The following is a 26,903-nucleotide window of genomic DNA, read 5'->3' as shown; positions in this document are numbered from 1 at the left end:
TTGGGAGAGGGAGGGAGCGCCGAAGGCGCGGAAGGGTGAGGGTGGCATCACGAACAAGTTCCGCCCGTCGGCGTGTGCGGCAGAGCCCGCCCGGCCGCAACGCCGGTAAGCTTGCCGTTATCAACCGCGACCTTGCCGTTGACGACGACGGTCTTCACCCCGGTCGCTGGCAGGGTTGGCTGTTCATAGGTCGCCTGCGCGGCATAGGTCTTGGGGTCGAACACGACCACGTCGGCGAACGCGCCCGGCTTCAATTCGCCACGCCCGGTCAGGCCGAACCATTTGGCGGTGACCGACGAACTGCGCTCGATGAAATCGCGCAACGAGATAACCTTATCGGCGACGACATATTTCGAATATTTGCGGGCGAACGTGCCCCAGACGCGGGGATGGCCGCTCGAGGCGTCGCTGTCGGTCATCACCCAGGGTTGCTTCATGAACGCGGCGATATCGGCTTCGCTCTGGTTGAACGAGACGACGCCGGCATCGTGTACCCGGATCGCCGCGATGGCCGCAGAGATCGGATCGGTCTTCATCGCCGCCGCGATCTCGTCGAGCCGCTTGCCGCGCCATTGGCCCTCGGTGATCAGCAGCGAATGCGGGCCGCCGCGCTTGCGCATATTCTCGGCGATGCCGTCGCGCAGTTTCTGCTTGAGGCTGGGATCGTCGAACCGCTTGATCAGCGCCGCCGTGCCGCCGTCCTGCGCCCAGAGCGGGATCAGCGAGGCGACCAGGCTCGTGCCCGACGCCGACCAGGGATATTGGCTGGCGGTGATGTTGACGCCCGCCGCGCGCGCGGCGTCGATCCTGGCGATGATCGCCGGCGCCATGCCCTGGACGTCGACGCCAAGCGCCTTGATGTGGCTGATATGGATCGGCATCCTGGTCGCCTTGCCGATGTCGATGGCTTCGTCGATCGCGGCGGCGAGCCCGACGGTATAGCTCGATTCGTCGCGGATATGGCTGTCGTAATAGCCGCCACGCTTGGCCGCTTCCTCGGACAGCGCGATCACCTCGTCGGTCTTGGAGAAACTCTGCGGCGCGTAGAATAGCCCGGTCGAAAAGCCGATCGCGCCTTCGCACATGCCCTTGGCGACCAGCGCCTTTTCCTTGTCGAGCTCGGCCGGGGTGGGCGCGCGCTTGGCGGCGCCGATCACTTGCTCGCGGATCGTGCCGAAGCCGATATAGGTCACGAAATTGACCCCGACCGGCTTGCTCTTCGGCATCGACAGCGTGCCGGCGACGTCGGTGCTGCCGCCGCCGTCATTGCCGATGAACGCGGTCGTGACGCCCTGGAGCAGGAAGGCGGGGATCAGCCGCGTCCTGGCATCGGCCGAGGCGAGCCACGGGCCGGCATGGGTGTGCGGATCGATGAAACCAGGGGCGACGATCATGCCGGTCGCGTCGATCGTCCGCGCAGCGGCGATCTTCAGGCTGGGCCCGACCGCGACGATCTTGTCGTCCTTGATCGCGACGTCGCCGGTGAACGGCGCATCGTCGCCGGTATAGACAGTGCCGCCCCGCAGGATCAGGTCGGCTTGCATGGCGGGGGAGGGCGCGGCGCCGATCGAACAACCGGCGAGCAGGGTGGCGGCGAGAGCGAGGCGCAGCTTCATGAAAGCGATCCTTTCGGGCGCGGCGGGTGCCGTCAAGGATGGGCTAGCGATTCCTCGGTGGTGGTATAGCTCGAGTGCATACCCTTGTCGGCCGGCACGTCGGTCGCGAAATAGGCGATACCGGTGCCGCTGGCGGGGTCGATCCACAATCCGGACTTGAGGCCATAGGCGTCGCCGAGGTGACCGACACGGCGCTTGCCGTCACCGAACAGGTCGTCATGGCATCCCGCCTGCGGTGTCGGGATCACGAACATGCCGAGGCCATAGCTGCACACCCAGCCGTCGCCGACGTCACCATTGCGGCCGTCATAGGTCCAGGCGGGCGTCTCCATCAGCTTGACCGAGGCCGGCGAGAGCAGGCGCACGCCGTCGACCTTGCCGTTGCCGAGCAGCATTCGCCCGATCTTCTCCAGGCCGCGCGCGGAGATGTGCAGGCCCGATTGCGGGGCGAACATCGCACCGTTGGCGCCTGCCTTCCAGCGCGACAGGTCGCAACTGCCGTCGCTCGCTGGCGTGACCGGACAGGCCGGGCGCTTGCCGTGATTGTCGTCCTTCGTAACCTCGCCGCCGCGGAACAGGACCACGCCGTGCGCGATCGTCGCGTCGTCGCACGTATCCCATTGGTAGCATGCTTCGAGCCGGAGCGGCTTGATCACCAGCCGGTCCATCAACCGGTCGAACCGCTCGCCGGTCGCGCGCTCCATCACCGCGGCGACGACCGGGAAGTTGAAATTGGTGTAGCGGAAGAACGTGCCGGGCGCGTGCGCGGCGTCCCAGGCCTTCGGATCGGCCAGGGTCGCGCGCATGTCGCCGTCGAGCGGCAGGACATAGTCGATCGTGTCGGTCAGGCTGGAGCGGTGCGAGAGCAACTGCCGCAAGGTGATCGGCGCGTCGGGAAAGGCCGGGTTGCGGAAAGTGTAGCCGAGCCATTTGGACACGTCGCTGTCGAGGTCGAGCTTGCCCTGCTCGACCAGCCGCATCACCCCGATCGTCGTCACCATCTTGGAGATCGATGCGATCCGCACCGGGTCGTCGGGCGTCACCCCGCGATTGACCGCGGGATCGGCGAAGCCTTCGGCGCGGGCGGACGTCTCGCCCTTGCGGTCGAAGGTGACGCGGACCGAGGCGACGGGTTGCGCCGCGCTCGCCGCGGCGAACAGGAAGAAGGACAGCATGGGGTGAACGCTACGTTCTGTTCACGTCAGCTGCAATGACCCCGTCCGCAGGATTGTAGTCATCCGTGAAGTCGTGCCGGAATCCTGCCCGGCGAGGGCTGACGTTCGGTCGGCGATGCTTTCGGCTCGCGGGCTTCATCCTTTGTTGGCGGTGAGAGCATGCAATGCCGGATCGATCAGTTCGTCGAGGAACAACGCGATCAGGCTGCTCTGGTTGTGGACGCCGGCCTTGCCATAGATTTTCGCCAATTGCGCCCTGACGGTACCTTCCGCCGAGCCGCGAAATGTCGCGATATCCGCAATGTCGCAGCCCTTCAGCGCGAACAGCGCGACATCGGCCTCGGCGGGCGTCAGTCGCCATTCCGCGAAGCGCAGACGCATCAACTCGCCCAATACGCCACGGGCCGCGGCAACCTGCGTTTCATCGGTGCGCGCACGCAGGACCAGAGTTCTGACGTGCCAGGCGCCGAACAGGATACCCGAAAATAAAGCCAGGACGGCGCTTGCTTCGGCGGCCAGGTGGGGTCCCAGGCCATCCTCGGCGACATCGCCGGCGGCGTCACTCAAGAAGAAGATCGCGGCGAACAGTTGCAGCATGACGACCATACCGAGGATAACGGCCGTGCGGTTCAATGCGCTGCGACGATCCTTCATCCTGTCCATGCCCACCATTGTATTAGCGTCGGCCGGGCATCATTCATGCAGCTAGGGCACGTCCGTTCCGGCGGGTCTCGACTAGAACGCCGCTGTGGGGAAGCGCGATAAGTAATTACAACAGGTGGACCCTTATCTAGCCGCCGCGTAAACGGCCTTGGTCTGCACCGGCTCCCGCCAACGCTGATCGAGCAATCGGCCAGGCGATAAGGGCCACAGGCGTCCGACGCTCGCGCGCTTTATTGGTGCGGTCGAATGCCCGCACTGATGGGTTTATTTGCTCAGCGTGCCCGGCGAGGCCGGAATGCTGGTGCTGCCGCCCTCTTCGAACGACCCCGCGCGATAGAGCAAGGTTATCGACACGCGGCGGTTGCGCGGATCGGCAGGGTTGTTCTCGATCATCGGCTCGCGGTCGGCGACGCCCTCGATACGATAGAAGCGATCCTCGATCAGTCCGCCCGACGCCAGCCGGCGGCGGGTCGCCTCGGCGCGTCCCGTCGACAGCATCCAGTTGTTCATCGCCAGCGGATTGCCATAGGCGAGATTGTCGGTGTGGCCGCGGATCATGATCGGGTTTTCCATCGCCTTGACCGATCCCGCGATCATCCCGATCAGGTCGCTCGCCGCTGGAACCAGCTGGGTCGTGCCCAAGGCGAACATCGAATAATCAGCGTCGTCGACCAGGTCGATGCGCAACCCGTCGCGGGTCTGGATGAATTTCACGTGGCTGGCGAGCTTGGCGAGCGCGGGCGACTTCATGGCCTGCTCGAGCTTGCGCTTCATCTGCTCGAAATTCTGATTGTCCTCGGCGGTCAGGCGCGCCTTGAGCGAGCCTTTCTCGCCCGATCCGATTTTCGCGCCGCCGGTCGCGCCGACCGGAATGGTTAGCGACTTGGTGCCGGTTTGCGAGGCGCGGTTCGGGTAATTGTCCTTGTCGGTGATCGACGACCCGCCGAACATGCCGTTCGAACCCGCGCTGTTCTCCTTCATGTTGACGAGCGTCGGGGAGAAGTAGTCGGCGATGCCCTTGCGCTGCTTCTCGGTCGTGGCGCCCAGGATCCAGAGCAGCAGGAAGAAGGCCATCATCGCGGTCACGAAATCGGCATAGGCGACCTTCCACGCGCCGCCGTGATGCGCGCCATGGGCCTCGATATAGATCTTCTTGACGATGACCTTAGGCGGCTGATTGCTGCCATGTGGAGCGCGCGCGGCGGCCATTATTTGGCGCCTCCGGCGCGGGGGAGCGGGCTGGCACCGTCAATCATAACTCAGCGCCCACGCAGGCCGTCGAAGACTTCGGCGAAAGCGGGCTGATTGGAATGGGCGATGCCGGAGCGCGCGGCCTCGATCACCAGGGGCTGCGGGTGGCCGTGGAGCGAAGCGATGATGATCTGCTTGACGACGTGATAGATTGCGGCGTCGGCGTCGAGGATCTGCTTGAGGCGCGTCGCCAGCGGACCGACCAGGCCATAGGCCAGCAACACGCCCATGAAGGTGCCGACCAGTGCCGATCCGATCATCGCGCCAAGGATCGTCGGCGGCTTGTCGATCGATCCCATCGTCTTCACCACCCCCAGCACCGCGGCGACGATACCCAAAGCGGGCAGGGCGTCGGCCAGGCTCTGCAGTGTCCCCTGCGGTCCCTCGACTTCGTGGTGGTGCGTCTTGATCGCGTTATCCATCACTTCCTCGACCGCGTGCACGTCGAGCGTGCCCGACGAGACGACGACGAGGCGGAGCGTGTCCGCGATCAGGTTGACCAGCGTGTGATCGGCCAAGAGGCGGGGATATTCGGCGAAGATCGCCGACGATTTGGGATCCTCGACATGGGGTTCGAGCGCGATCGGCCCGTCCATGCGCAGCATCTTCATCAGCTTCGAGACGAGGAAGATGACGTCGAGATAGTCCTGTTTCTTGTATTTCGGCCCCTTCATCACTTTCATGATGCCGCCGCCGAGCGCCTTGAGCTCCTTGGGCGAGTTGCCGATGATCAGCGCGCCGGCCCCGGCGCCGCCGATGATGAGCATTTCGTGGGGAATCGCCTCGAGCACCGGTCCCAGCGCCCCGCCGGTGAAGGCAAAGCCGCCGAAGACCATGGCCAGCAGAACAACGAGGCCGATTGCCGGAAACATCTTAGCTCTACTTACCCCCTGCAATCACGGCCTAACCGGATAACGACCGGTTCGATCGATGGTTAACCGGCTTTTCGTAGCCAACCGGTTAAGGATATTTCGTTTTCGACATTTTGCGCGTCCCGCGGGCACATGGCCGGTCCTCGCGGCATCGCTGCGAACACTTATTTGAGGAAGTTGAACAGCGACATGCTGGCCAGCTTGGTGAAGCTCGCCTGGGTGGCCTGCAGCACCGTCATGGTCTTCTGCAAATTGGTGATCGTCGCCGTGACGTCGGTGTCTTCCAGCGCCGATCGGGCCGCTTCGCGATCGGTCGCGACATCCTTGAGCCGCGAGGTTTCGAGGTCGACGCGCGCGGCGCGGGCGCCGAGCCCGGCCTGCACGCTCGCCGCCTGGTCGTTGGCCGCCTGAAGGGCGTCCCCCGCGCTGCCGGCGATCGCCGAAACGTTGCCCGATCCCCTGAGCGCGGCAGACAGCGAGGAAATGGTGGAAAGGATGTTGCCGCCGCTCGCGTCGACGAACACGCGCGCGGCCGAATCGCCGGGTTGGATCGTCTCGTTGGCGCCGACCGGGATCGATGTCGGGCCCGCTGCCGCAAAGCTGAACGTGCCGTCGGCATTCTTGGTCACGGCATCTGCGTCGCCATTGGCGAATACCGCGGCGCCGCGCGAATCCTTGACGTTGGCATAGCTGACCAGGTTGGTGACGATCGCGTCGAGCTGGTCGGCGATCGCCACGCGATCGCTTGCCGACAGCGTGCCACTGTTCGCCTTGACCGCGAGCTCCTTGGCCTGCTGGAGCGCGTCGGTGATCGAACTCAGCGTGCCGTCGGCCTGGCTCAGCGTCGTGCCGACCAGCGTCAGATTGCCGCCAAAGGCAGTGTCGTCGGCGGCAGCGCTGGCCAAGCCCTGCAGCCGCCGCCACGACACGGCGTCGTCCGATGGAGCGTTGATCCGATGCGTGGTCGAGATTTGCGTCTGCAAGTCGTCGGCGGTGGCGCCGAGTGTGCGCATGCTGTTCTGGTTGAACGTGTAGAATTGGTTCGTCGAGATCTGCATCGCGCTTACCTGATATCGAGGATTGTCTGGATCGTCTCGCGTGCGGCCTGGATGACGCGGCCGGTCGCCGCATAGGCCTGCTGGAACCGCATCAAGTCGACCGCTTCGTTGTCGAGATTGACCCCGCTGGCACTGTCGCGCGCGGCGATGGCATTGTCGTGGATGGTCGATTGCGCGCCTGCCACGGCCTTGCGTTGCGCGAGTGTCGCCGCGTTGGCCGTCGTCATGTCGACGATGCGGTTTTCGTACCCGGCAGAGGTTCGCAATTGTGCCAGCGCCATCAAATTGGTGTTGTCGCGCGTGCCGCCGCCGACCGCGGCCGCGGCGATGCCGCGCGGGTCGTCGAGCGACATCGTCATTTGCGCGGTGCCGCCGGTACCGAGCGCAAACATCGCCTGGCCGGGATTGCCGTCGAGATCGCGGCCATTGGTCTGGATCGCATTGACCCCGTCGGCAAAATTCTGGGCGATCGTTTTGAGTTGGGCCTTGGCATCGACCACGCGCTGCATCGAATCGGCAATGCCGGCCAGCGCGCCGCCGGTCGGGGCGAGCGTCTGCATCGAGGCACCGTTTAGGACGTTGAAGGTAACCGCGCCCGCCGCGTTGGAGGCGTAGACGACCGTCGCGGCCTGACCGGCATCGACCAGCACCGGCCCCGCTGTCCCGCCGCCGCGAACGGTGGCTCGGCCGAGCGAGTCGAACTGGACGTTGATGTCGGTCAGCGCGCTCATCTGCTCGAGCACTTGGTCGCGCTGGTCGAGCAGGGCCGCCGCGCCCGACGTGCCGGGGGTCGAGCGGCTGATGCCGTCATTGATGCGGGCAAGCGTCGCCGCCGCCGAATTCAGCGAGGACACCGACGATTGCGCGGTGCCGCTGAGATCGATCTGAACCTGGTCGAGCGCGGCTCCCGTACTCGAAAAGGCGTTGGCCGCTCCGGAGGCTGCTTCGAGCATCGAGGCGCGTGCGCCGAGCGACGTGGGATCGGCGGCCAGCGTGGTCGAGGCAGTGAAGAAATTGGACAGCCGGGTGCTGAGCTGGTTGCCGTCGAGCCCCGTTTCGATGCGGTCCAGCCAAGTCACGCTGGTCTCGGTCTTGGCGAGATCGGAGCCCGCCGTGCGAACCTGAGCGGTGGCATAGAAATCACCCGCGCGGACGATCCCGGTGACGACCGATCCCAGGCCGTTGATTGCAGAATTGGGGCTGGCCGCGGCAACCTCTGCCGTCGATGTGCTGCGACGCGAATAGCCGACCGTGCCCGAATTGGCGATGTTCTCGGAAACGGTGTTGAGCGCGACCTGATAGGCCTTGAGCCCGCTCGCACCGATCGACAGCATATCGCTCATGATGGGGTTCCTGCGTCAGGCGCGGGTGACGAGCTCGACGTGGCCGAAGCCGCCGCTGCGTCCTGCAGCGCCTTTTGCGATTTCGCGAGGAACTCGGTCATCGCCTTGCCGATGCCGATCGGCTGGTGTGCGGCCATGCTCTCCGCGACTTGCTTGTCCTGCATGTCGCGAAAGGTTTCCGAATTCTTGGTGTCGAGCAGGCCGCCGTCGTCGAGCTTGGCCTGGCGCATCGACTTGAGCATCATGTTGATGAACACCGCTTCGAACTGCTGCCCCGCCTTTTTAAGATTGGCGCGCGAGGTCAGCCGGCTGGTGTCGGTCGAGATGCCTGCGACCGGCTGGGCGGCGGGCTGTGTCGGGGTCGCGATGTCGGTCACAGGATGATCAGGTCCGCTTTGAGCGCGCCCGCTTCCTTGAGCGCTTCGAGGATCGCGACGAGGTCCGACGGCGTGGCGCCGATCGCGTTGACCGCCTTGACGATGTCGGCGAGCTTGGGCCCCGGGTTCATCAGGAACATCGGGCGCTTCTCTTCCTCGACATTGACGCCGGATTTCTGCTCGTTGGCGGTCTGACCCTGGCTGAAGGGTGCGGGCTGAACGACGGTCTGTTTCTCGTCGATGCGGACGGTCAGCTTGCCATGGGTGATCGCGGCGGCGCCGACACGGACGGTCGAATTGATCACGACGGTGCCGGTGCGCGCATTGACGATCACACGCGCCGGCGGCTCGGCCGAGGTGACGGTCAGGTTCTCGATTTCGCTCATCATCGTCGCGCGCACATCGGCACCGGCGGGGGCGTTGACCTTGATCGACACGCCGTCGACCGCTTCGGCGACACCGCCGCCAAACCGCGCATTGATCGCGGTGGCGACGTTCTGGGCGGTGGTGAAATCGGACCGGGCGAGGTTGAAGACCAAATTCGGCGCGCTCTCGAACCCGGTGTCGACCGTACGTTCGACCGTCGCGCCTTCAGGAATGCGGCCGGTCGAGGGGACATTGACCACGACGGACGATCCGTCCTTGCCCTCGATGCCCAAGCCGCCGACCGCGAGATTGCCCTGCGCCATCGCATAGATCTGGCCGTCGGCACCCATTAGCGGGGTCATGATCAGCGCGCCGCCACGCAGCGACTTGGCCTTGCCCATCGACGCGACGGTGATGTCGATCCGCTGGCCGGGCTTGGCGAAGGCCGGCAAGTCGGCGGTGATCATCACCACCGCGGCGTTCTTCAGACCGGGATTGACCCCGGCCGGGAGCTGCAGGCCGAAGCGCGACGCAACCGCCTTCATCGACTGCATGGTATATTCGAGATTGTCGTCGCCCGTACCGGCCAGGCCGACGACGATGCCGTAACCGGTCAGCTGGTTGCTGCGGATGCCCTGGAATCCACCCAGGTCCTTGATGCGATCGGCGGCGGCCGGCGTCGCGGCGAAACCGGTCATCAGAGCCAGAAAGACTAGCAGGGCACGCAGCATGGGAGACTATCCAATCATTCGATCAGGTCGGCATGTGGCATGGAGATGGTTAAGACGATGCTAACCATCAAAACGGGCTGATCACCGAGAAGAAGCGGCCGAGCCAGCCCTGGCGGCCGGCGCGGGCGACGTCGCCCTTGCCGGTATAGGCGATGCGGGCGTCGGCGACGCGCGTCGACAGCACGCGGTTGTCGGCGCTGATGTCGGCGGTGCGGACGATGCCCTTTATCTGGACGAACTCGTCGCCGCGGTTGAGCGTGACGCGCTTCTGCCCCTGCACCAGCATGGTGTTATTGGGATAGACCGCGACGACGGTGACCGAGACTTCGCCCGACAGCGAGTTCGACTGGTCGGCCGTGCCCTTGCCGTTGAAGTTGCGCGCACCGCTGACCGAGGCGTCGGTCGGTTTGAATAGCGACAGCGCCCCGGTGCTCGGCGGGGTCAGGCTGAACCCACCGCCCGAATCGAGCTTGGACGACGAGGATTTCGATGCCTGGGTATTCTCGACCAGGACGATCGTCAGCGGATCGCCGACCTTTCTCGCCACCGAGCCCTCGTAGAGCGCGGCATAGCCGTTCTGCGCCTGGAAGATCGATCCATTGGCCGGTACCGGCGGCGGTGCCACCGGCGGGGCGGCGGAATAATCCTCGGCCGGCTTCTTCTTGCCGAAAATGCCTGCCTGGGCCGGCGCGGCACAAGTGACGATGAAGGCGGCGGTGCCGAGGCCGGCGGCGATATTGGAGAGCGTGCGCATCAGATGTTCTGGTTCACATATTTGAGCATGTCGTCGGTCGCCGAGATCATCTTGGAATTGACTTCGTACGCACGCTGGCACTCGATCATGTCGACCAGTTCTTCGACGACGTTGACGTTCGACGCTTCGAGCATGCCCTGGCGGACCATGCCGCGGCCGTCCTCGCCCGGTACGCCGAGATTGGCGGCACCCGACGCGGCGGTTTCGAGCATGTAATTGTCGCCCTTCGACTGCAGGCCTCCCGGATTGGCGAAGGTCGCGACCTGAAGCTGGCCGAGCTGGGCGGGTTCGGTCTGGCCGGCGATCGTCGCGGAGACGGTACCGTCGGTGCCGACGGTGATCTGGGTCGCACCCTGGGGCACGGTGATGCCGGGCATCACCTGATAACCTTCGTTGGTCACCAACAGACCTTCGGGCGAGCGCGAGAAATTGCCGGCGCGGGTATAGCCGAGCTGGCCGCCAGGCAGCTGAACCTGAAAATAGCCGTCGCCGTCCAGCGCCATGTCGAGGCTGTTGCCGGTTGTCTGCATCGATCCCTGCGTATCCATCCGGGCGGTGCCCTGGATGCGTACGCCGGTGCCGAGATTGAGGCCGGTCGCGTATTTGCTGTCGTTCGACGATTGCGCGCCGGCGGCGGTGACCGTCTGGTAGGACAAGGTCGCGAACGACGCGCGGTCCTTCTTGAACCCCGTCGTGTTGACGTTGGCCAGGTTGTTCGAGATCACCCGCATCCGCATGTCCTGGGCGTCCAGGCCGGTGCGGGCGATGTGCATCGCTGCGCTGCTCATCTCATTCTACTCCTTAGCTCGGCATCCGCATCACGGATGCGGCGCTTTCGTCCATGTCCTTGGCCGACTTCATCAAATTGGCCTGTACTTCGTAGCTGCGCTGGTTCTCGATCATGTCGACCAGCGATTGCGTCATGTTGACGTTCGATTGTTCGAGCGCGCCCGAGATGCACTGGGCATTCTCGTCGGTCGGCAGGATGCCGCCGCCTTGCACATGGATCAGGTTGTCGAGACCCTTGATGGTCTGCGATCCTTGCGCGCTGGCCAATTTGATGCGGCCGATGACCTGCGGGTTCTTGGCGTCGCCGCCGACCGGAATGATCGAGATCGTCCCGTCCTGCGCGATCGAGACCGAGGTTGCGGGCGGCACGGTGATGGGGCCCCCCGACCCCATCACCGGGAAACCGTCGCCGGTTTCCAGAACGCCCGTCGCAGAGATGTTCAGATCTCCGCGGCGCGTATAGCCCTCCGTACCATCATTCGCCTGAACCGCCATCCATTGGTCACCCGGAATGGCAATATCGAGATTGCGCCCGGTGGTGGTGATGGCACCGGCGCTGCGATCGAAATCGGTCACTTCCTCCGAGGCCGGCTGGCGGCTGTCGAAGCCGGCGCCCTTGAGCATCAGGCTGTTGAAATTGATCTTCTCGGCCCGGAAGCCGATCGTCGACGCGTTCGCCATGTTGTTGGCGATCGCCGCCTGCGCCGCCATGTGGCTCTTCAGCCCCGACGCCGCCGTGTAGATCAGCTTATCCATGCTTCAGCCCCCAATGTCCTGCGATCATCAGCTACGGATGTTGAAGATCGTCTGCGAAATCTGGCTGGCGGTATCGAGCGCCTTGGCATTCGCTTGGAAATTGCGCTGCGCCGCGATCAGGCTGACAAGTTCCTCGGTGATGTCGACGTTCGACCGTTCGATGGTCGACGACATCAGGTTGCCGAAGCCGTCGCTGCCCGGCGAGCCGACCACAGGCGCGCCGGACACGCCGGTCGCCGCCCAGGTCGAATCGCCCAGCTGGCGCAGGCCAGCCGGGTTGGTGAAGTTGGCCAGCACGACCTTGCCCAGCGCCTTGACGTCGCCATTCGAGAAGCTTGCCTTGACCATGCCGTCGCCGTCGACCGTCACGCCCTGAAGCTGGCCGATCGCGGCGCCGTCGGCGCTGCGCGAGGTGACGTTGAATGCCGTCGGCGTCTGCGCGCTCGCCGCGCCCAGGGTGAAGGTGATCGTCTGCGCCGCGGTGGCGCCGGCCGGGGTGACCGGATCGAACGTCGTCGCACCGCTCGGCGCGGTCATCGCGCCGGTCGCATCGAACGACATGGTGATGTGATCCGACCCGCCCGAGGTCAGCGCCTTGTCGCCGATGAAGCTATAGGCCGACCAGGTCGACGGCGTTCCCGTCGTCTCGCGCTTGAAATAGGTGGTCATGGTCTGCGGATTGCCCGCCGAGTCATAGACCGTGGTCTGCGCCGACTGATTGTAGCTCGACGGGTCGAAGCGGTCGAAGGTCGCGGTGGTCGGCACCGCGGCGGTCGACGGCATATTGACCGTCATGCCGACATTCTGGGTCGGGCTCGGCGTGCCGCTGGTCGCCGGCAGCTGGAGGCTGATGGCCTGGCCAAGGCCGCTCGCGACGACCGCGCCCGATCCGTCGACCGGATAGACCTGGAGATAATTGCCCTGCGCGTCGGTGACATAATGGTCGGGATCGACCTTGAAGCCGCCGTTGCGGGTATAATTGACGTTCGAGCCGTTGAGCTGAGGCTTGATCGCGAAGAAGCCGTCGCCCGAAATGGCGAGGTCGAGCGCCGAGGACGACTGGATGAAATTGCCCTGGCTGAACTGCTGGACGTTACCCTTCACCATCGTGCCGGCGCCGACCATCATCGTCGGCGACAGATTGACGCTCGACGCGATGACGTCGGCGAACTCGGTGACGCTCTTCTTGAAGCCGTTGGTGTCGACGTTGGCGAGGTTGTGCGAGATCGTCGACATCTGGGTCTGGGCGGCGGTGAGGCCGGAAAGCGACGTGTAGAAGGACATGGTTCAGGCTCCTTGGGAGATTGGTTGGATCAGCCGATCTGGCGAATGGCGGAGAGGTCGACGTTGCCGATCCCGGCGACGTTGAGGACGGGGCTGCCCGAGCTGGGCATCGAGACCGAGGTGACCGGCGCCCAGACCAAAGTGTTGGTGGCCACCCTGGCGCCATTGGCATTGGCGTTGCTGACGACCTTGAACGGACCCGCGCCGGCATCAGTGCCGGCCTCGGTCTTGCCGTCCCAGTCGAAATTGACCGTGCCCTTGGTCTGCGCGCCGAGGTCGAGCGTCTTGAGGACGTTGCCGGACTGATCCTGGATCGTGACCTTGAGGTCGCTCGCTGCGCTATCGACCTCGACCGCGCCGGCAATGCCGCCGGTGGTGCGTCCGAACGCGGTGTCGCCCTGGGTCAGCACAGTCTTGCCGACATAAGCGAGCGCGTCGTTGGCCGAGGTGCCGGTCAGCTTGTCGGCGATCGACTTCAGCGTCGAGTTCATCTCGGAAATGCCCGAAAGCGACGAGAATTGCGCCATCTGGGCGACCATCTGGGTATTGTCGACCGGGTTGAACGGATCCTGGTTCTGCATCTGCGCAGTCATCAGCTTCAGGAAATCGGCCTGGCCGAGCGTCTGTCCGGATCCGGCCGGCGCCACCGTCGGCGTCGACGCGCCGGTACGGCCGATGCCGATATTGGCCAGCGTGGTATCGAAGGTCGAGGTCATCTCTTATTTCCCGAGCTTGAGGGTATCGAGGATCAGCGACTTGGCGGTCTGCATGACTTCGACATTGTTCTGGTAGCTGCGGCTGGTCTCCATCATGTCGACCAGCTCGCGGGTCTCATCGACCGCCGATTCCCAGACATTGCCGTCCTTGTCGGCCATCGGGTTGGCGGGATCGTAGCGCTTCGTCGGGTTCTCGCCGGCGGTGACGACGCTTTCGACGTCGACCGTCGACATGCCGCTCGCTTTGTCGAAGCTCGTGCGGAACACCGGCTTGATCGTGCGATAGGCCGTGTCGGCGGAGCTCGCGACCGACCCGGCATTGGCCAGGTTGGAGGCTGTCGTGTTCAGGCGCACGAGCTGCGCGCTCATCGCGCGGCCCGAGACCTGAAAGATCGTCATCGGTCCGTTGCTCATGATTATTCGCCCCTCAGCGCGCGGGTGATCTGGCCGATCCGCCCGTTCAGGAAGGAAAGGGTCGACTGATACTGGACGGCATTCTCGGCGAACGCGGTCTGCTCGGTCGACAGGTCGACCGTATTGCCGTCGAGGCTGGGCTGCGTCGGTACGCGATATTTGGTCGCGCCCGCGAGGCCGCCATCGGTCAACCCGCCGGGGCTGGTCGCCGCCGACAGCGCCTGTTGAAAGTCGATGTCGCGCGCCTTGAACCCAGGGGTCGAGGCGTTCGCGATGTTCGAGGCGAGCACGCCCATGCGCTGACCGCGCACTTCGAGCGCCGCCCCGTGTATCCCGAACAGAGTGTTGTCGGCCATTGCCGTCACCTCGCGTGAAATCCTGCGCGAGAGGTCAGCAAGGGGCGTGCCAATTGCCCGACAAAGGCGGATTTGCCGGTTTTCGCTCCACCAAGCCGACAGGAGCGGCAAAGCTTTGCCGGTTGCGGCAAGGTGATTTGCCGGTTTGCCGGCGTCACCGTCGCCCCGGCGGAGGCCGGGGCCGCTCGATTGCCGGGCTTCCCACCTGCTACATAACGGCCCCGGCCTCCGCCGGGGCGACGGATAAGAAACTGGCACCGCGCTTGCAGTAGATCGCGTATATGACGACGGATCCCATCACGCTCGGCGCTTTCCTCGATCCCGCCGCAATCGGCATCGTGGCTGGCGGCACCGTATTCGCGACCTTGTTGCGGACCTCGCTTGGCGATGTCGGGCGCGGCGTTGCCGCGCTCCGCGCGCTGACGCGAAAGCCGTTCGACGCGACACCCCTGGTCGACCAGGTCGCCGCGCTCAGCCGGATCGCGCGCCGGCACGGCATGCACGCGCTCGACCGCTCGGTGATCGCCGACCGCGATGTTGCCGCAGCGGTCGCCGAAATCGTCGACGGCGCGACGCCCGACGAGGTTACGCGCCAGCTCGACGAGCGCCGCCGCGCCCGCATCCTGCGTCATGCCGCCGCCGCCGATATGTGGGCGGGCGCCGCCGAGGTCGCGCCGGCAATGGGCATGGTCGGTACCCTCGTCGGGCTGGTGAAGATGTTCTGGGCGATGACCGACCCGGCGGCGATCGGCGCCGGAATGGCGGTCGCCCTGCTCGCGACGCTCTATGGCGCGCTGGTCGCCAATCTGATCGCGATGCCGGTCGCGGTTCGCCTGCGCCGTCGCGCCCGCGCAGAAGCCGAGGAGCGCACGCGGCTCGTCGCGCCGCTTGCCGCGCTCGCCGAAAAGGGGCGGATCAAGGCGCCGACCAGCTTCATGCCGGCGGCGGTATGAGCGAGACGGACCTGCTCGATCCGCCGCCCGCGCGGCCGCTCTGGCTATGGACGCTGGCCGACCTCGCCTTGTTGCTGGTCGGCTTCTTCGTGCTGGTCCAGGCGACCGATCGCCAGGCTTTGGCCAAGGGACTTCGTGAAGGATTCGGCGGCAAGCCGGCGACGGCTGCCGCGATCTCCACACCCGCCGATCCGATCCCGCTCGCGTCCGCCGCCGCCGGGTTCGCGCCCGGCTCGGCCAGGATCGTCATCACCGACGGCCTGCTCGACTTCGCGATGGAAAGCCTGCGCGATCCGCGCGTGACCCTGCGCATCGCCGGCAGCGCCGAGGGCACGAAAGCCGACAGCGACCCGACCACCGGCAGCGCGCAGATCCTGGCCAGCGACCGCGCCCGCGCCACCGCCAGCTGGCTGATCGCGCATGGCGTGGCCGCCGACCGCATAATGATCGCGACGCCGGGAACCGGCCGCCGCATCGCGCTGGTGACGATGAGCTTTACCGGCGATCCCGACAGGAAGAGACCATGACTCGAACCTTATCCCTCATAGCGCTGATGGTCGCGGCGAGCCCCGTCGCGGCGCAGAGTTTCCAGAGCACCACGCTGATCGATAAAGCCGTCGCCGGCTTCACCGGTCACGCGATCGGGGAGTCGGGGGGCGCGCGTACCCCGGTCGACACGCGGCTGAAGCTCGCGGTCTGTCCGATGGTCTCGCTCAACTGGCGGACGGACAGCCACGATTCGGTCGTGGTGACCTGCACCGATCCGCAATGGCGCATCTTCGTGCCGGTGATGATGCCGGCCACTCCGGCGCCTACTGCGACGCCGGTCGCGGCGCCCATCGTTGCGGCCAAGGCGCCGATCGTCATCAAGCGCGGCGATCCCGTCACGGTGGTGGCGGGCGATGGCGGCTTTTCGGTGACCAGGGACGGTGTCGCGACGACCGACGCTGCCGCCGGCGCCCGCGTGCTGATCCGCGTCCAGGACGGTAAGCCGCCGATCCAGGCGATCGCGGTCGAGCCGGGTAAAGCCGTGATTCCGGGCGCGGAATAATTTTTTCTAAAGAATTCGGGCAGGCGGACGTTCGATGATCCAGACACGCTTCAGGGTGGACAATGGTGGACTCGATCGGACCGAAGGGCTCAACGCCCAATGCCCGCATCGCTCCGGTGCTCGGAGCGGCGGCCGCCGCGAAGATCGCGTCGGCCATCGCTACGCCCGAGCAGCAGATGCAGGCGGCGCACCCGGTGGGCCAGCTGGCACAGGAACTCGCCGCAAAGCCTCCGGTGGATGCGGCGCGCGTCGACCGGTTTCGCCGGGCGATCGCCGATGGCAGCTTCCAGCTCGACCCGCAGAAGGTCGCGGACCGGCTGTTGTCGCTAAGGGGGGAATGGATCGATGACGCGGCGTGACGGCCTGATCAAGGTAATCGACCTGCTTCACGCCGAGATCGCGGCGATGAAGTCGAACGATGTCGACGCGCTCGACAAGGCGACCAACGCAAAGCTGGCCGCGCTCAACGAGCTCGCGGCGATCGACGGCGGCATGCTCGAGCCCGGCGTGCGCGAACTCGCGGAGGAAGCGCACCGCCTGAACGAGACCGCGCGGATCTATTGCAACCTGATGGCGGCAAATGTTCGTCGTCGCCTGCAAATTCTTGCCGGTGACGCTGCCGGTGGATACCGCGCCAACGGGCATCTCGCGGCATACGCGTAGTTTTAGTCTCGCGGCACCAGCCCGCTCCCCCACCCGGCCTCCCATAGAATACCCTGTTTGGGAGGCCGGGTGGGGGAGCGGGCTGGTCCCGTTTTCGGCGTAAGCCGACCAGTACGCCCAAAACTGGCACGCCCCTTGCTGAGTGTTCCCTGCAACAGGGAGCATTCAGTCCAAGCCCATGGGCGGCGTCGTAGCACTCACCGGAAATGTCGACCGCGTCAGGACGGCGATCGCGAATGCGAGCCGCTCGACCGGCATGGATTTCGACTATCTGCTTGGTCAGGCCCAGCTCGAAAGCGGGCTGAACCCAGGTGCGCGCGCCGGCACCTCTTCGGCGACCGGCCTCTATCAATTCGTCGACCAGTCCTGGCTCGGTATCGTCAAGCAGCACGGTGCGCAGAACGGCCTGGGTTGGGCGTCGAACGCGATCACCCGCTCGGGCAATCGCTGGGTGGTGAGCGATCCGCAAATGAAGAGCGCGATCCTCAACCTGCGCAACAATCCCGAAGTGTCCGCCACGATGGCCGCTAATTTCGCATCGGACAATCAGGCATCGCTCGAAAGCTCGTTGGGCCGCGGCGCCACCGGCACCGATCTCTACATGGCGCATTTCCTCGGCCTGGCCGGCGCCAAGTCGTTTCTCCAGACGATGCAGAGCAATCCCGGCGCATCGGGCGCGGCGATGTTCCCCGCCGCGGCGCGCGCCAATCGCTCGATCTTCTACGATGCCGGCGGCAATGCGCGCAGCCTGAGCGACATCTATCAGCGCTTCGCCGCCAAGCTCGACAAGGGTGCGGCCAAGGTCGGCGCAACCAGCCTGGCGTCCGATGCGCTCGACGGATCGGGCGCGACCGCCTTCGCCAAGGCCTATGGCACCAGCGCGTTCGAGACCGCCAGGGCCAATTTCGCCTCGCTCGCCGCGCAGACGGGGCTCGGCCCCAATGCCGAGGTCATCACCGGCAGCGGCGACACCAGCCGCACCGCCGCAGACTGGGCGAAAGCCGCGCTCGCGCGGGTCAACGGCGCCCAGGCCGGCGCCGCCATGCCCGCGGCCGATGCCAGCGCGGTCAACCTTCTACGCCCGACGCCCGACAATGCGCGGCTGGCCTATCTGATGCTTGCGAGCCTGGGAGCGTAACGCGTGCCGCCTGTCCTGAAGAATCTCCTCGCCGGCAACGTCCGCAACGCCGCCCTCCCAGGCGCGATCCTGCTGCTCGTCGTGCTCATGGTCGTGCCGATCCCGGCCGCCATGCTCGACATCTTCTTCGTCACCAATATCGCGATCAGCCTCGCGGTGCTGATGGTCGCGTTGAACGCGCAGAAGCCGCTCGATTTCTCCGCCTTTCCGACCGTCCTCCTCTTCGCCACTTTGTTCCGCCTCGGCCTCAACGTCGCCTCGACCCGCGTCGTTTTGGTCCATGGCCATGAAGGCGAGAGCGCGGCCGGTCACGTCATCGAGGCGTTCGGATCGTTCCTGATCGGCGGCGATTACGTCGTCGGCATCTTCGTTTTCTCGATCCTGGTGATCATCAACCTGATCGTGGTGACCAAGGGCGCGGGGCGCGTGTCCGAAGTGTCGGCGCGCTTCACCCTCGACGCCTTGCCCGGCAAGCAGATGGCGATCGACGCCGATCTCAATGCCGGCCTGATCACGCCCGACGAAGCCAAGGCGCGCCGGATCGAAGTGTCGACCGAGGCCGACTTCTACGGATCGATGGACGGTTCGTCCAAGTTCGTGAAGGGCGATGCGGTCGCCGGCCTGCTGATCCTGTTCGCCAATATCATCGGCGGCCTAATCCTGGGGCCGGTCAGCCACGGCATGTCGGTTGGCGCGGCCGCGCACAATTATATCCTGCTGGCGATCGGCGACGCGCTGGTCGCGCAGCTGCCCAGCCTGATGCTGTCGATCGCCGCCGCCGCGATCGTCACCCGCGTCACCTCGAGCCAGGATCTCGCTGGCCAGATCGGTACGCAGTTCGGATCGGCGCGTACCTGGACCCCGGTCGCCGGCATTCTCGGCCTGCTCGGCGTGCTGCCCGGCATGCCGCACCTCGTGCTGTTGGCCGCTGCGGGCATCGCCGGGTTTGCCGCGTGGAAGCTGCGCCAGATCGCGCATCGCCCGCCGCCGCCCGCGCCGGCCGCGCCCGCGCCCGATCTGTCGAAGATCGGCTGGGACGAAGTCAGCGACGGTATGCAGATCCATCTCGATATCGGCTATGGCCTGGTGCCGCTGGTCGACGAGCGCCGCGGCGCGCCGCTGATGGGCCGTATCACCGGCGTCCGCCGCCAGCTGTCGAAGGACCTCGGCTTCGTCGTGCCGCAGGTTCGCGTCCGCGACGACATCAACCTGGCGCCTTATACCTATCGCATCATCGTCGGCGGCGTCGTCATCGCCGAGGATCAGGCATCGGCCGATGAGATGCTCGCGCTCGATACAGGCCAGGGCGTCGGCGAATTGCGCGGCAAGAAGGCCAAGGACCCGACCTTCGGGCTCGACGCGACCTGGATCCAGCCGGGCGATGCCGACGCCGCGACCGGCCAGGGCTATCTGGTGGTCGATGCCGGCACCGTGGTCGCGACGCACCTCAACCATCAGCTCGGCCAGAATGCCGCCGACATGTTGGGCGCCGACGAGGTCCAGGCGCTGCTCGACGGTCTGAAGGAACGCAATCCGCAACTGGTCGCCGCCTTGACCCCGGCGCCATTGCCGCTGACCACCCTGACCCAGGTGCTCAAGGGCCTGCTGGCGGAAGGCATCAGCCTCAAGGAATTCCGTCGCATCGCCTCGGCCATCGCGGTCGCGGCACAGCGCACGGTCGATGCCGAAGAGATTATCGAGGCGATCCGCCCCGATCTCGGCGGGCTGATCATCCAGAAATTGTGCGGCGTGCACGAGCCGCTGCGCGTGATGACGCTGGAGGGGCAGCTCGAAGGGCTGCTCGGCCAGGCGGTCCGCTCGGACCCGTCGCGGCGTCACACGATCGAACCCGATCTCGGCCGCCGCATCGTCGACGCCCTGCAACAGGCCGCGGCACCGCTCGTCGCCGAAGCCAAGCCGTTCGCGCTCGTCGTCCAGCCCTCGATCCGCCTCGCGATCCGCAAGCTGGTCAAGACCTGCCTCCCCGACACTCCAGTGATGAGTTTCTTCGAAGTGCCTGAAGAGAAATCGGTCGAAGTCGTCGCCGTCATCGGCGCTCCCCAGGCGCTCGCGGCATGAGCGCGGAACCGATGCAGAGCGCGTTCGCCAACGCGCAACCGATCCCGGGGCCCCTGACCTATGGCCGCACCGGCGCCGATATCGACGCCTTGGTGCGCAAACATTCGCCGCTCGTCCGCCGCATCGCCTGGCACGTCCATGGCAGCATTTCGGGCGTGTGCGAGGTCGAGGATCTCGTCCAGATCGGGCTGGTCGCTTTGGTCGAGGCGATCCACGGCTTCGAGGATCGCGGCCAGGTGACGTTCGAACAATATCTCGCCACCCGTCTGCGCGGCGCGATGATCGACCAGCTCCGCCGCCAGGCGACGCTGACCCGCGGCGCGATGCGCCGGCGCAAGCAATATCAGGAGACGGTCGCGGCGCTGACGGTGGACCGCAAGCCGCCGGCCGAGGCGGACGTCGCCGAGAAACTCGGCGTCACCGTCGAGAAATTGCGTGCCGATTATTCGAGCGCGGAAGCGGTGCGGTTCGACTCGCTGGATGAGGTCTATACCGACGACGGCCCATGGTTCATGTCCGACGAACCCGACGCGTTCGAGCAACTCGCCGAGGCTGATTTGCGCGAAACGCTGGTCGGCGCGATCGCCGCTTTGCCCGAGCGCGAGGCGCAAGTGGTGCAGCTTTATTATGTCGAGGAATTGAACCTCGAGGAGATCGGGCATGTGCTCGGCGTCGGCGCCGCGCGCGTGTGCCAGATCAAGGCGTCGGCGCATGCAAAGTTGAAGAAGGCGCTGGCTCGGGCGGTTTGAGGGGGCCGAGCCGAACGCACGAAAAATTGGTGCGCGTGGCTATAACCATTCGTTTTGAACGTAATAGCGATTGCCAAGTTGGAATCTTCAATGTCCTCTGCCGGTCCGGGCAGGGGAGCATTCCATGAGTCGTGCGAAGGTTTGGCTGGCAAGTTCGGCGGCGACCATCATCGTCCTGTCGTACGGCGCGCTGGCGCAGGAGACGACGACTTATTCCTATGACGGATTGGGGCGGCTGCAGGGGTCGTCGATTAGCGGCGGGTCCAACAATGGCCGCAAGACCGGCACCTGTTTCGACCCGGCCGGCAATCGCACCCGGTACGACGTCGCGACGGCTGCGCCGGCGGCATGTCCGTCTTCGACGCCCACGCCGAGCCCTACTCCTTCGCCGACTCCGAGCCCGACGCCCACTCCAACACCTACTCCCACTCCCACTCCCACTCCCACCCCGACGAATCAGCCGCCGGTCGCTAATGCCGACTCCACGTTGTTCAATTGTTCGTCGCTCAAGACGTTGAACGTGACCGCCAACGACACCGATCCGGAAAATAACGTGCCGCTCTCGGTCGTCAGCGTGACGTCCGGGTCGCCGGGTATCGTCTGGGCATCTGTCGTCAGCGCGTCGTCGGTGCAGATCGGCGCCAACACGCCGGGCACCTACTCGCTGACCTATGTCGTCGCCGACAGCCTGGGCGCTACGTCGACCGGCAACATCTCGATCACGGTCACCGGCAATCCATCGACCTGCGCGACGGGGCCGTGATCAAGCCGGCGCGAAGAGCCGTCATATGGGAAGTTGCGAGCATATATCTGATTGAGCGGGGCAGCGATCATGAAGTTTGACTGGGTGGGCGTTGTTGTTGGCGCCATGGCGATGGTCTCGGCTGTGCCGGCTTGCGCGGGTGATATCATCCCGCCGAAAGTGCTCGCCGCTACGCCGAGCGGAATAAATGTCATCGACGCCGCCTACCAATATTCGGTGACCGATCTCAGCATCGGGCCGCTGACGCTGACCCGCTTTCATGTCCCCGGAAAATTGAAGCCGAACAATCCCTTGATCGGCACCAATATGTCGCACAATTTCGATATTTATGTCGCCTCCAACGACATCCGGAAAGCGCCATATACAATCAGTCCGATTGTTCATATCGGTCAATCCTCCAGCGGAACTTACGATCAGCTTTCGGGTAGTCTGACGAATGTCGCGGCGGGCAACGACGACGCGGTTCGGTCCGGTCAGCTCGCGTGGAGCGGCGGTAATACTTGGACGTCGGGCCATTATATCTACACCGATCGCGAAGGCGTCATCTATACCTTCACGAACGCCGTCCAGGCGGGCACGGCATACAATTCCGAACGCGTGGCTCAGATCGCATTTCCCGATGGCCGTACCCAAACGTTTTCCTATAATGCCAGCGGCCAACTCAAGCTGGTTTCGGATTCGTCCGGTTATGCGATCGTGTTCGACTATAATGCGGGTGGAGAGACATCGGCCGCGTGCGGCTTCGATCTGGCCCAGACCTATGTGACGGCCACGTCGACCTGCACGGGCGCGACCCTCAAGGTCAGCTATGGCTATGATGCGAGCAACAACCTCACCAGCGTAACCGCCGTTGACGGTCAGGTTACGACGTATCCAGGCAACACCCACAATAGCATAACCTGCGTCCAGCCGCCGGGCTATTCGACATGTAAAGTGTCGATCGCCTACACCACATTTCCCGGATATACGGCGACCGCACAGACGTTAGCGGATGGATCGACCTGGCAGGTGACAGGCGGTGTTCCCGAAGTCGTAAACGACCCGGAATATAATGCGGTGACCGATGGCGATACTATCGCCAGTTTCACCGATCCGGCTGGAAAGACGACGTCCTTTACCTTCACGAAGTCGTCGCCTCGCACGGTCACGGACCCTAATGGTCGAACGACGACGTATATCTATGTCGGAGGGCTATCGTATGTGTACACCGGGCTGCCCTATCACGAAGGGACGATGCTGATCGAAGCCGACATGCCGGAGGGTGACAAGTACCTCGCGGAGTATAATGGCCCTAATTTCAGTCTGTCGAAAGAAACGGCTGTCCCCAAGCCGGGCAGTGGCCTGCCCAATCTCGTCAAGCAATATGGCTATTCCTGCCCAGGGTACATTTTCACCGGGTCGTGCACGAAGCCGACGTCGATCATCGATCCGAAGGGCAATGAAACCGACTTCACCTACGCGTCGTGGGGTGGCGTGCTGTGGGAGATGGATCCCGCGCCCACGACGGGCGCGGCGCGGCCGCTGAAGCTCTACGCCTATTTGCAGATGTCGGCCTATGTGAAGAATTCGGGCGGGACATTGGTGTCGACCGGCGTCCCGATCTGGGTAATCAGCACGATGACCCAGTGCCAGACGGTGGCGGGCAGCAGCACCGCAGCCTGCGATACCGCGGCGACCGCGCCGCGTCTGCAGACGACCTATCAATATCCGACGGGAGCCGTGGCCGATAATCTGCTCCCGCGAGGAACCGAGGTGAAAGATCTGGTCACCGGCACGACCCGGCTAAGTTGCGTCACTTATGATTCGATAGGCAGAAAGATCAGTCAGACGAGTCCGCGCGGCAACACCAGCATCTCGGTGTGCCCGTGAGCGCCGGCGGGACGATGCGGCGGCTGGCCGCGCTCGCCGGTCTGGTGCTGGGCTTACTGCCGGCGGTTGCGCTCGCCCAGGCCCTGCCATCCGACTTCACGACGGGGACCCGTTACGATGCCGCCAATCGCGTGGTGGGCACGATCGCGCCGGATCCGGACGGCAGCGGACCGTTGGCGCCGCTGCTCTATGCGGCGGTCAGAAACACCTATGACGTCGACGGTCGGCTGACCACGGTCGAGAAGGGTCAGCTATCGAGTTGGCAGAGCGAGAGCGTCTTGCCATCGGCATGGCCGGTCTGGAACCCTACCCCCAAGACCGGCTTCCAGATCTTCACCAAGGTCGTCACCAGCTACGACGCCCTCGACCGCAAGGTTCTCGAGACGACCTCGGGTTCGGGTGATGGCGGTGCCACCTGGACGCAGACCGCAGCCACCCAATACAGCTATGATGCTGTCGGCCGGCCGGATTGCACTGCGGTCCGGATGAACCCCGCGACCTGGAGCGCGCTCCCAACTTCGGCCTGCACGCTAGCGACCACCAGCAGCACCTACGGCCCCGACCGCATCACGAAGAACGTCTATGACGATGCCGGTCAATTGTTGAAGGTGATCAAGGCATACGGCCAGACGACGGCCAGCGGCCTGCCTCAGTTGCAGCAGGATTACGTCACCTATACCTATACGCCCAACGGCAAGCAGAAGACGCTGAAGGACGCCGACGGCAATCTCACCACCTACACCTATGACGGGTTCGATCGCCTGGTCGCCTGGGCGTTCCCGTCGAAGACGGTGACCGGTAGTTCGGCGGCGTGCACGATCGGCACGATCGCCGAGGCGACCGACGGCTTCGGCAACACGGTGGCTGGTCCCTCGGAGACGCGCACTGCCGGCGATGATTGCGAGAAGTACGCCTACGACCGCAACGGTAACCGCGCCAAGCTGATGAAGCGCGACGGCAACGTCATCCGCTACGCCTTCGACGCGCTCAATCGCAATACGATCAAAGACATTCCCGGCGGGACGGTGAGCGACGTCTATTTCGCCTATGATGCACGGGGCCTGCAGCTATCGGCGCTGTTCGCGTCGACCAGTGGTGTTGGCATCACCCACACCTATGACGGGTTCGGTGAACTCAGCAGTACAACCAACAACATGGGCGCGACCGCCCGGACGCTCGGCTACACCTACGATGCCGATGGCAACCGGTCTCAGCTTACCTATCCCGACGCTTCGTACTTCACCTACGTCTATGACGGGCTCGACCGGCTGACGACGATCAAGGAAGCGGGGGCGACCGCCATCGTCTCGACGGTCTACAGTCCACAACAGACGGTCGCGAGCCAGACGCGCGGGGCGGTGACTACGACACTGGGCTACGACGCGGTATCGCGGCCGACGAATTGGGCTGACAATCTCTCCGGCACGGCAGACGATGTTACCAGCACGTTCGCCTACAATCCTGCGAGTCAGATCGTCACCAAGACGCGGTCGAACGATGCATACGCATTCAACGCCTATGTCAGCGTCAGCCGGCCATATGCGGTCAACGGACTCAACCAGTACGCGATCGCGGGCAGCGCGTCATTCACGTACGACGACAACGGCAACCTGACCGGCGATGGCACCAATAGCTACAGCTATGATGTCGAGAACCGGATGATCTCGGCCACGACCGCGATCGGGGCAATCACCCTCAAATACGATCCGTTGGGCCGTCTCTGGCAGTACGCCTTTCCTACCAAGACCTGGGAATACACTTACGACGGCGATGCCATGGTTATGGCGGTGAACCCCAACGCGACAGTGAAAATCGTCCACGGCCCGAACGAGGACGACCCGATGATCCAATATACCGGTGCCGGCTATAGCGCGCGCTCTAGTTTGCAGGCCGACTACCAAGGTTCGATCGTGTCGACGGCTGACGCGACTGGTGCCAAGACGTATATCAACACCTACGACGAATATGGCATCTCGCCGAGCACCAACGGCGGTCTGTTCCAATATACCGGACAATTATGGCTCGGGCAGTTGGGGCTCTATTACTACAAGGCCAGGATGTACTCGCCCACGCTGGGGCGGTTCATGCAGACCGATCCGATCGGGTATAAGGATCAGGTAAATCTTTACGCTTATGTCGGTAATGACCCGATCGATGGTCGAGATCCCTCTGGTACTCAGTCGTTCTGGGAGCGCGCCGGGCAAGTAGTAGAGGGCACGGCCGAGATGGCGGTCGGTGTGGTTGGAATGGTTGTGGGTGCCGCAGGAGACGGCGTCTCAGGGGCTGCTGAGGTCGGGACGGCAGGTATCGCAACTCCGATCGCCGTCCCGGCTGCGGCAGCGTCCACCGTTGTGATAGTGGCTAGCGGGGCCCTAGCGTATGATGGGGCTCGCCGAATTTCGAATGCGATTTCCCCTCGCGGTGCCACAATAAACGAAAATAATCGACGCCCAACCGCTGGGCAGCGGAGCCGGGCAGTCGATAGAAGTAGGGATGCCGACGGCAACCCTAGGTGTTATCTCTGCGGAAAGAAAACACAGCCAAAGACCGGTTCGGATAGTTCCTCGGAGATTGATCACAGACAGTCATGGAAAAACGGGGGCAAAACGGAGGATGATAATTTAGCTAACTCCTGCAGAAAATGTAACAGGGAAAAGGGTCCTCAGAATGAGGATGATTATAAAAAAAGGAAAGAAGCAAGTGGACGGTGATTTTGGAGTGATTGCGTGCAAGCATATCGCGGCTAAGATTCGGCCTTGCCTGTTAGTGTTTCACCATCAAGATGGTGATTGGTCATTTACTTGCGGGGGTAATGACCACGATGATGATTACGTTATGTTGCATTACCATCATTTAACCGATGACGATGCTAGTATAGATGGCATATCTGATCTGCCGCCGGGATGGCTCGCCGAACGGTCAGGCATCAGAGCTCTCTGGCGAAGAGAAAAGGACGAGGCGATAGATTCTGGAGAATAAAGATGTTGATGCTGACGGTGATCTGAGGAATTGCGCTAATTATAATACGGTGCCGGAAAAACGATGTATCTTGCTCTTGCGACTTAACAATTATGGCGCCGCGTGCAATAACCCGTCAATAATTACTAGTCCTGCGCT

Annotated in this window: 27 protein-coding genes; 11 read left to right on the top strand and 16 right to left on the bottom strand. The window is 64.3% G+C overall.

Going from position 1 to position 26,903, the window contains the following annotated elements:
* Positions 1 to 47 precede the first annotated feature (47 nt).
* From SPR01S_RS12835 to flgB, 16 genes are all read right to left on the bottom strand, one after another.
* Positions 48 to 1,616: an N-acyl-D-amino-acid deacylase family protein gene (locus SPR01S_RS12835; RefSeq protein ID WP_066590193.1), complete on the bottom strand. Its 1,569-nt coding sequence runs from the start codon at positions 1,614 to 1,616 to the stop codon at positions 48 to 50.
* 32 nt (positions 1,617 to 1,648) lie between these two features.
* Positions 1,649 to 2,791, bottom strand: coding sequence for a serine hydrolase domain-containing protein (locus SPR01S_RS12830; RefSeq protein WP_066590191.1), 1,143 nt, complete (start codon positions 2,789 to 2,791; stop codon positions 1,649 to 1,651).
* Positions 2,792 to 2,926: 135 nt separating this feature from the next.
* Positions 2,927 to 3,454 (bottom strand): helix-turn-helix transcriptional regulator, encoded by a 528-nt coding sequence (locus SPR01S_RS12825; RefSeq protein WP_066590190.1) that lies wholly within the window; start codon positions 3,452 to 3,454, stop codon positions 2,927 to 2,929.
* A 264-nt stretch (positions 3,455 to 3,718) separates the two neighbouring features.
* Positions 3,719 to 4,663: a flagellar motor protein MotB gene (locus SPR01S_RS12820; RefSeq protein ID WP_066590189.1), complete on the bottom strand. Its 945-nt coding sequence runs from the start codon at positions 4,661 to 4,663 to the stop codon at positions 3,719 to 3,721.
* 50 nt (positions 4,664 to 4,713) lie between these two features.
* Positions 4,714 to 5,577 carry a flagellar motor stator protein MotA gene (motA, locus tag SPR01S_RS12815; protein WP_066590188.1) on the bottom strand — a complete coding sequence of 288 codons (864 nt, stop codon included), beginning with the start codon at positions 5,575 to 5,577 and terminating at the stop codon, positions 4,714 to 4,716.
* 164 nt (positions 5,578 to 5,741) lie between these two features.
* A complete protein-coding gene (locus tag SPR01S_RS12810; protein ID WP_066590186.1) occupies positions 5,742 to 6,635 on the bottom strand; it encodes a flagellin N-terminal helical domain-containing protein in 894 nt (297 codons plus the stop codon).
* A 5-nt stretch (positions 6,636 to 6,640) separates the two neighbouring features.
* Positions 6,641 to 7,978, bottom strand: coding sequence for a flagellar hook-associated protein FlgK (gene flgK / locus SPR01S_RS12805; protein WP_066590184.1), 1,338 nt, complete (start codon positions 7,976 to 7,978; stop codon positions 6,641 to 6,643).
* Positions 7,975 to 8,355: a rod-binding protein gene (locus SPR01S_RS12800; protein WP_066590182.1), complete on the bottom strand. Its 381-nt coding sequence runs from the start codon at positions 8,353 to 8,355 to the stop codon at positions 7,975 to 7,977. The genes flgK and SPR01S_RS12800 overlap by 4 nt, the downstream gene beginning before the upstream one ends.
* The gene (locus tag SPR01S_RS12795) at positions 8,352 to 9,452 is read right to left on the bottom strand and encodes a flagellar basal body P-ring protein FlgI (RefSeq protein ID WP_066590181.1); all 1,101 of its coding nucleotides are present in this window, start codon (positions 9,450 to 9,452) and stop codon (positions 8,352 to 8,354) included. Before SPR01S_RS12795 ends, SPR01S_RS12800 begins: the two co-directional genes overlap by 4 nt.
* A 67-nt stretch (positions 9,453 to 9,519) precedes the next feature.
* Positions 9,520 to 10,206 carry a flagellar basal body L-ring protein FlgH gene (locus SPR01S_RS12790; RefSeq protein WP_066590180.1) on the bottom strand — a complete coding sequence of 229 codons (687 nt, stop codon included), beginning with the start codon at positions 10,204 to 10,206 and terminating at the stop codon, positions 9,520 to 9,522.
* Positions 10,206 to 10,994 carry a flagellar basal-body rod protein FlgG gene (flgG, locus tag SPR01S_RS12785; RefSeq protein ID WP_066590179.1) on the bottom strand — a complete coding sequence of 263 codons (789 nt, stop codon included), beginning with the start codon at positions 10,992 to 10,994 and terminating at the stop codon, positions 10,206 to 10,208. The genes SPR01S_RS12790 and flgG overlap by 1 nt, the downstream gene beginning before the upstream one ends.
* Positions 10,995 to 11,007: 13 nt before the next feature.
* Positions 11,008 to 11,751 (bottom strand): flagellar basal-body rod protein FlgF, encoded by a 744-nt coding sequence (gene flgF, locus SPR01S_RS12780; protein ID WP_066590178.1) that lies wholly within the window; start codon positions 11,749 to 11,751, stop codon positions 11,008 to 11,010.
* Between the two features lie 27 nt (positions 11,752 to 11,778).
* Positions 11,779 to 13,035: a flagellar hook protein FlgE gene (locus SPR01S_RS12775; protein ID WP_066590176.1), complete on the bottom strand. Its 1,257-nt coding sequence runs from the start codon at positions 13,033 to 13,035 to the stop codon at positions 11,779 to 11,781.
* 29 nt (positions 13,036 to 13,064) lie between these two features.
* Positions 13,065 to 13,751 (bottom strand): flagellar hook assembly protein FlgD, encoded by a 687-nt coding sequence (locus SPR01S_RS12770; protein WP_066590174.1) that lies wholly within the window; start codon positions 13,749 to 13,751, stop codon positions 13,065 to 13,067.
* Positions 13,752 to 13,754: 3 nt separating this feature from the next.
* A complete protein-coding gene (gene flgC, locus SPR01S_RS12765; protein ID WP_066590173.1) occupies positions 13,755 to 14,165 on the bottom strand; it encodes a flagellar basal body rod protein FlgC in 411 nt (136 codons plus the stop codon).
* A gap of 2 nt (positions 14,166 to 14,167) precedes the next feature.
* Positions 14,168 to 14,521 (bottom strand): flagellar basal body rod protein FlgB, encoded by a 354-nt coding sequence (gene flgB / locus SPR01S_RS12760; RefSeq protein ID WP_066590171.1) that lies wholly within the window; start codon positions 14,519 to 14,521, stop codon positions 14,168 to 14,170.
* A 281-nt stretch (positions 14,522 to 14,802) separates the two neighbouring features.
* On the opposite strand from flgB, the gene SPR01S_RS12755 reads away from it, so the two are divergent.
* The 11 genes from SPR01S_RS12755 (at position 14,803) to SPR01S_RS12705 (ending at position 26,497) form a co-directional block, all read left to right on the top strand.
* Positions 14,803 to 15,474: a motility protein A gene (locus SPR01S_RS12755; protein WP_174531893.1), complete on the top strand. Its 672-nt coding sequence runs from the start codon at positions 14,803 to 14,805 to the stop codon at positions 15,472 to 15,474.
* Positions 15,471 to 16,001 (top strand): OmpA family protein, encoded by a 531-nt coding sequence (locus SPR01S_RS12750; RefSeq protein WP_066590169.1) that lies wholly within the window; start codon positions 15,471 to 15,473, stop codon positions 15,999 to 16,001. Before SPR01S_RS12755 ends, SPR01S_RS12750 begins: the two co-directional genes overlap by 4 nt.
* Positions 15,998 to 16,525 carry a flagella basal body P-ring formation protein FlgA gene (locus SPR01S_RS12745; protein WP_066590167.1) on the top strand — a complete coding sequence of 176 codons (528 nt, stop codon included), beginning with the start codon at positions 15,998 to 16,000 and terminating at the stop codon, positions 16,523 to 16,525. The genes SPR01S_RS12750 and SPR01S_RS12745 overlap by 4 nt, the downstream gene beginning before the upstream one ends.
* A gap of 62 nt (positions 16,526 to 16,587) precedes the next feature.
* Positions 16,588 to 16,884: a flagellar biosynthesis anti-sigma factor FlgM gene (flgM, locus tag SPR01S_RS12740; RefSeq protein WP_066590165.1), complete on the top strand. Its 297-nt coding sequence runs from the start codon at positions 16,588 to 16,590 to the stop codon at positions 16,882 to 16,884.
* Positions 16,871 to 17,188 (top strand): hypothetical protein, encoded by a 318-nt coding sequence (locus tag SPR01S_RS12735; RefSeq protein WP_066590161.1) that lies wholly within the window; start codon positions 16,871 to 16,873, stop codon positions 17,186 to 17,188. The genes flgM and SPR01S_RS12735 overlap by 14 nt, the downstream gene beginning before the upstream one ends.
* Before the next feature lie 178 nt (positions 17,189 to 17,366).
* On the top strand, positions 17,367 to 18,326 hold the full coding sequence (locus tag SPR01S_RS12730; RefSeq protein ID WP_066590158.1) for a hypothetical protein: 960 nt from the start codon (positions 17,367 to 17,369) through the stop codon (positions 18,324 to 18,326).
* Between the two features lie 87 nt (positions 18,327 to 18,413).
* On the top strand, positions 18,414 to 20,405 hold the full coding sequence (gene flhA / locus SPR01S_RS12725; RefSeq protein WP_245661989.1) for a flagellar biosynthesis protein FlhA: 1,992 nt from the start codon (positions 18,414 to 18,416) through the stop codon (positions 20,403 to 20,405).
* The gene (locus tag SPR01S_RS12720; protein WP_066590152.1) at positions 20,402 to 21,154 is read left to right on the top strand and encodes a sigma-70 family RNA polymerase sigma factor; all 753 of its coding nucleotides are present in this window, start codon (positions 20,402 to 20,404) and stop codon (positions 21,152 to 21,154) included. Before flhA ends, SPR01S_RS12720 begins: the two co-directional genes overlap by 4 nt.
* Positions 21,155 to 21,278: 124 nt before the next feature.
* Positions 21,279 to 21,917 (top strand): Ig-like domain-containing protein, encoded by a 639-nt coding sequence (locus SPR01S_RS21910; RefSeq protein ID WP_174531892.1) that lies wholly within the window; start codon positions 21,279 to 21,281, stop codon positions 21,915 to 21,917.
* 69 nt (positions 21,918 to 21,986) lie between these two features.
* Positions 21,987 to 23,786 (top strand): hypothetical protein, encoded by a 1,800-nt coding sequence (locus tag SPR01S_RS12710; RefSeq protein WP_157082243.1) that lies wholly within the window; start codon positions 21,987 to 21,989, stop codon positions 23,784 to 23,786.
* Between the two features lie 14 nt (positions 23,787 to 23,800).
* Positions 23,801 to 26,497 (top strand): RHS repeat-associated core domain-containing protein, encoded by a 2,697-nt coding sequence (locus SPR01S_RS12705; protein WP_157082242.1) that lies wholly within the window; start codon positions 23,801 to 23,803, stop codon positions 26,495 to 26,497.
* Positions 26,498 to 26,903 lie beyond the last annotated feature (406 nt).

The sequence above is a fragment of the Sphingomonas pruni NBRC 15498 genome (genome assembly GCF_001598455.1).
Taxonomy (GTDB): domain Bacteria; phylum Pseudomonadota; class Alphaproteobacteria; order Sphingomonadales; family Sphingomonadaceae; genus Sphingomonas; species Sphingomonas pruni.
The sequence above is the reverse complement of the archived record's forward strand: the minus strand, read 5'-3'. Positions and strand labels throughout refer to the sequence as shown.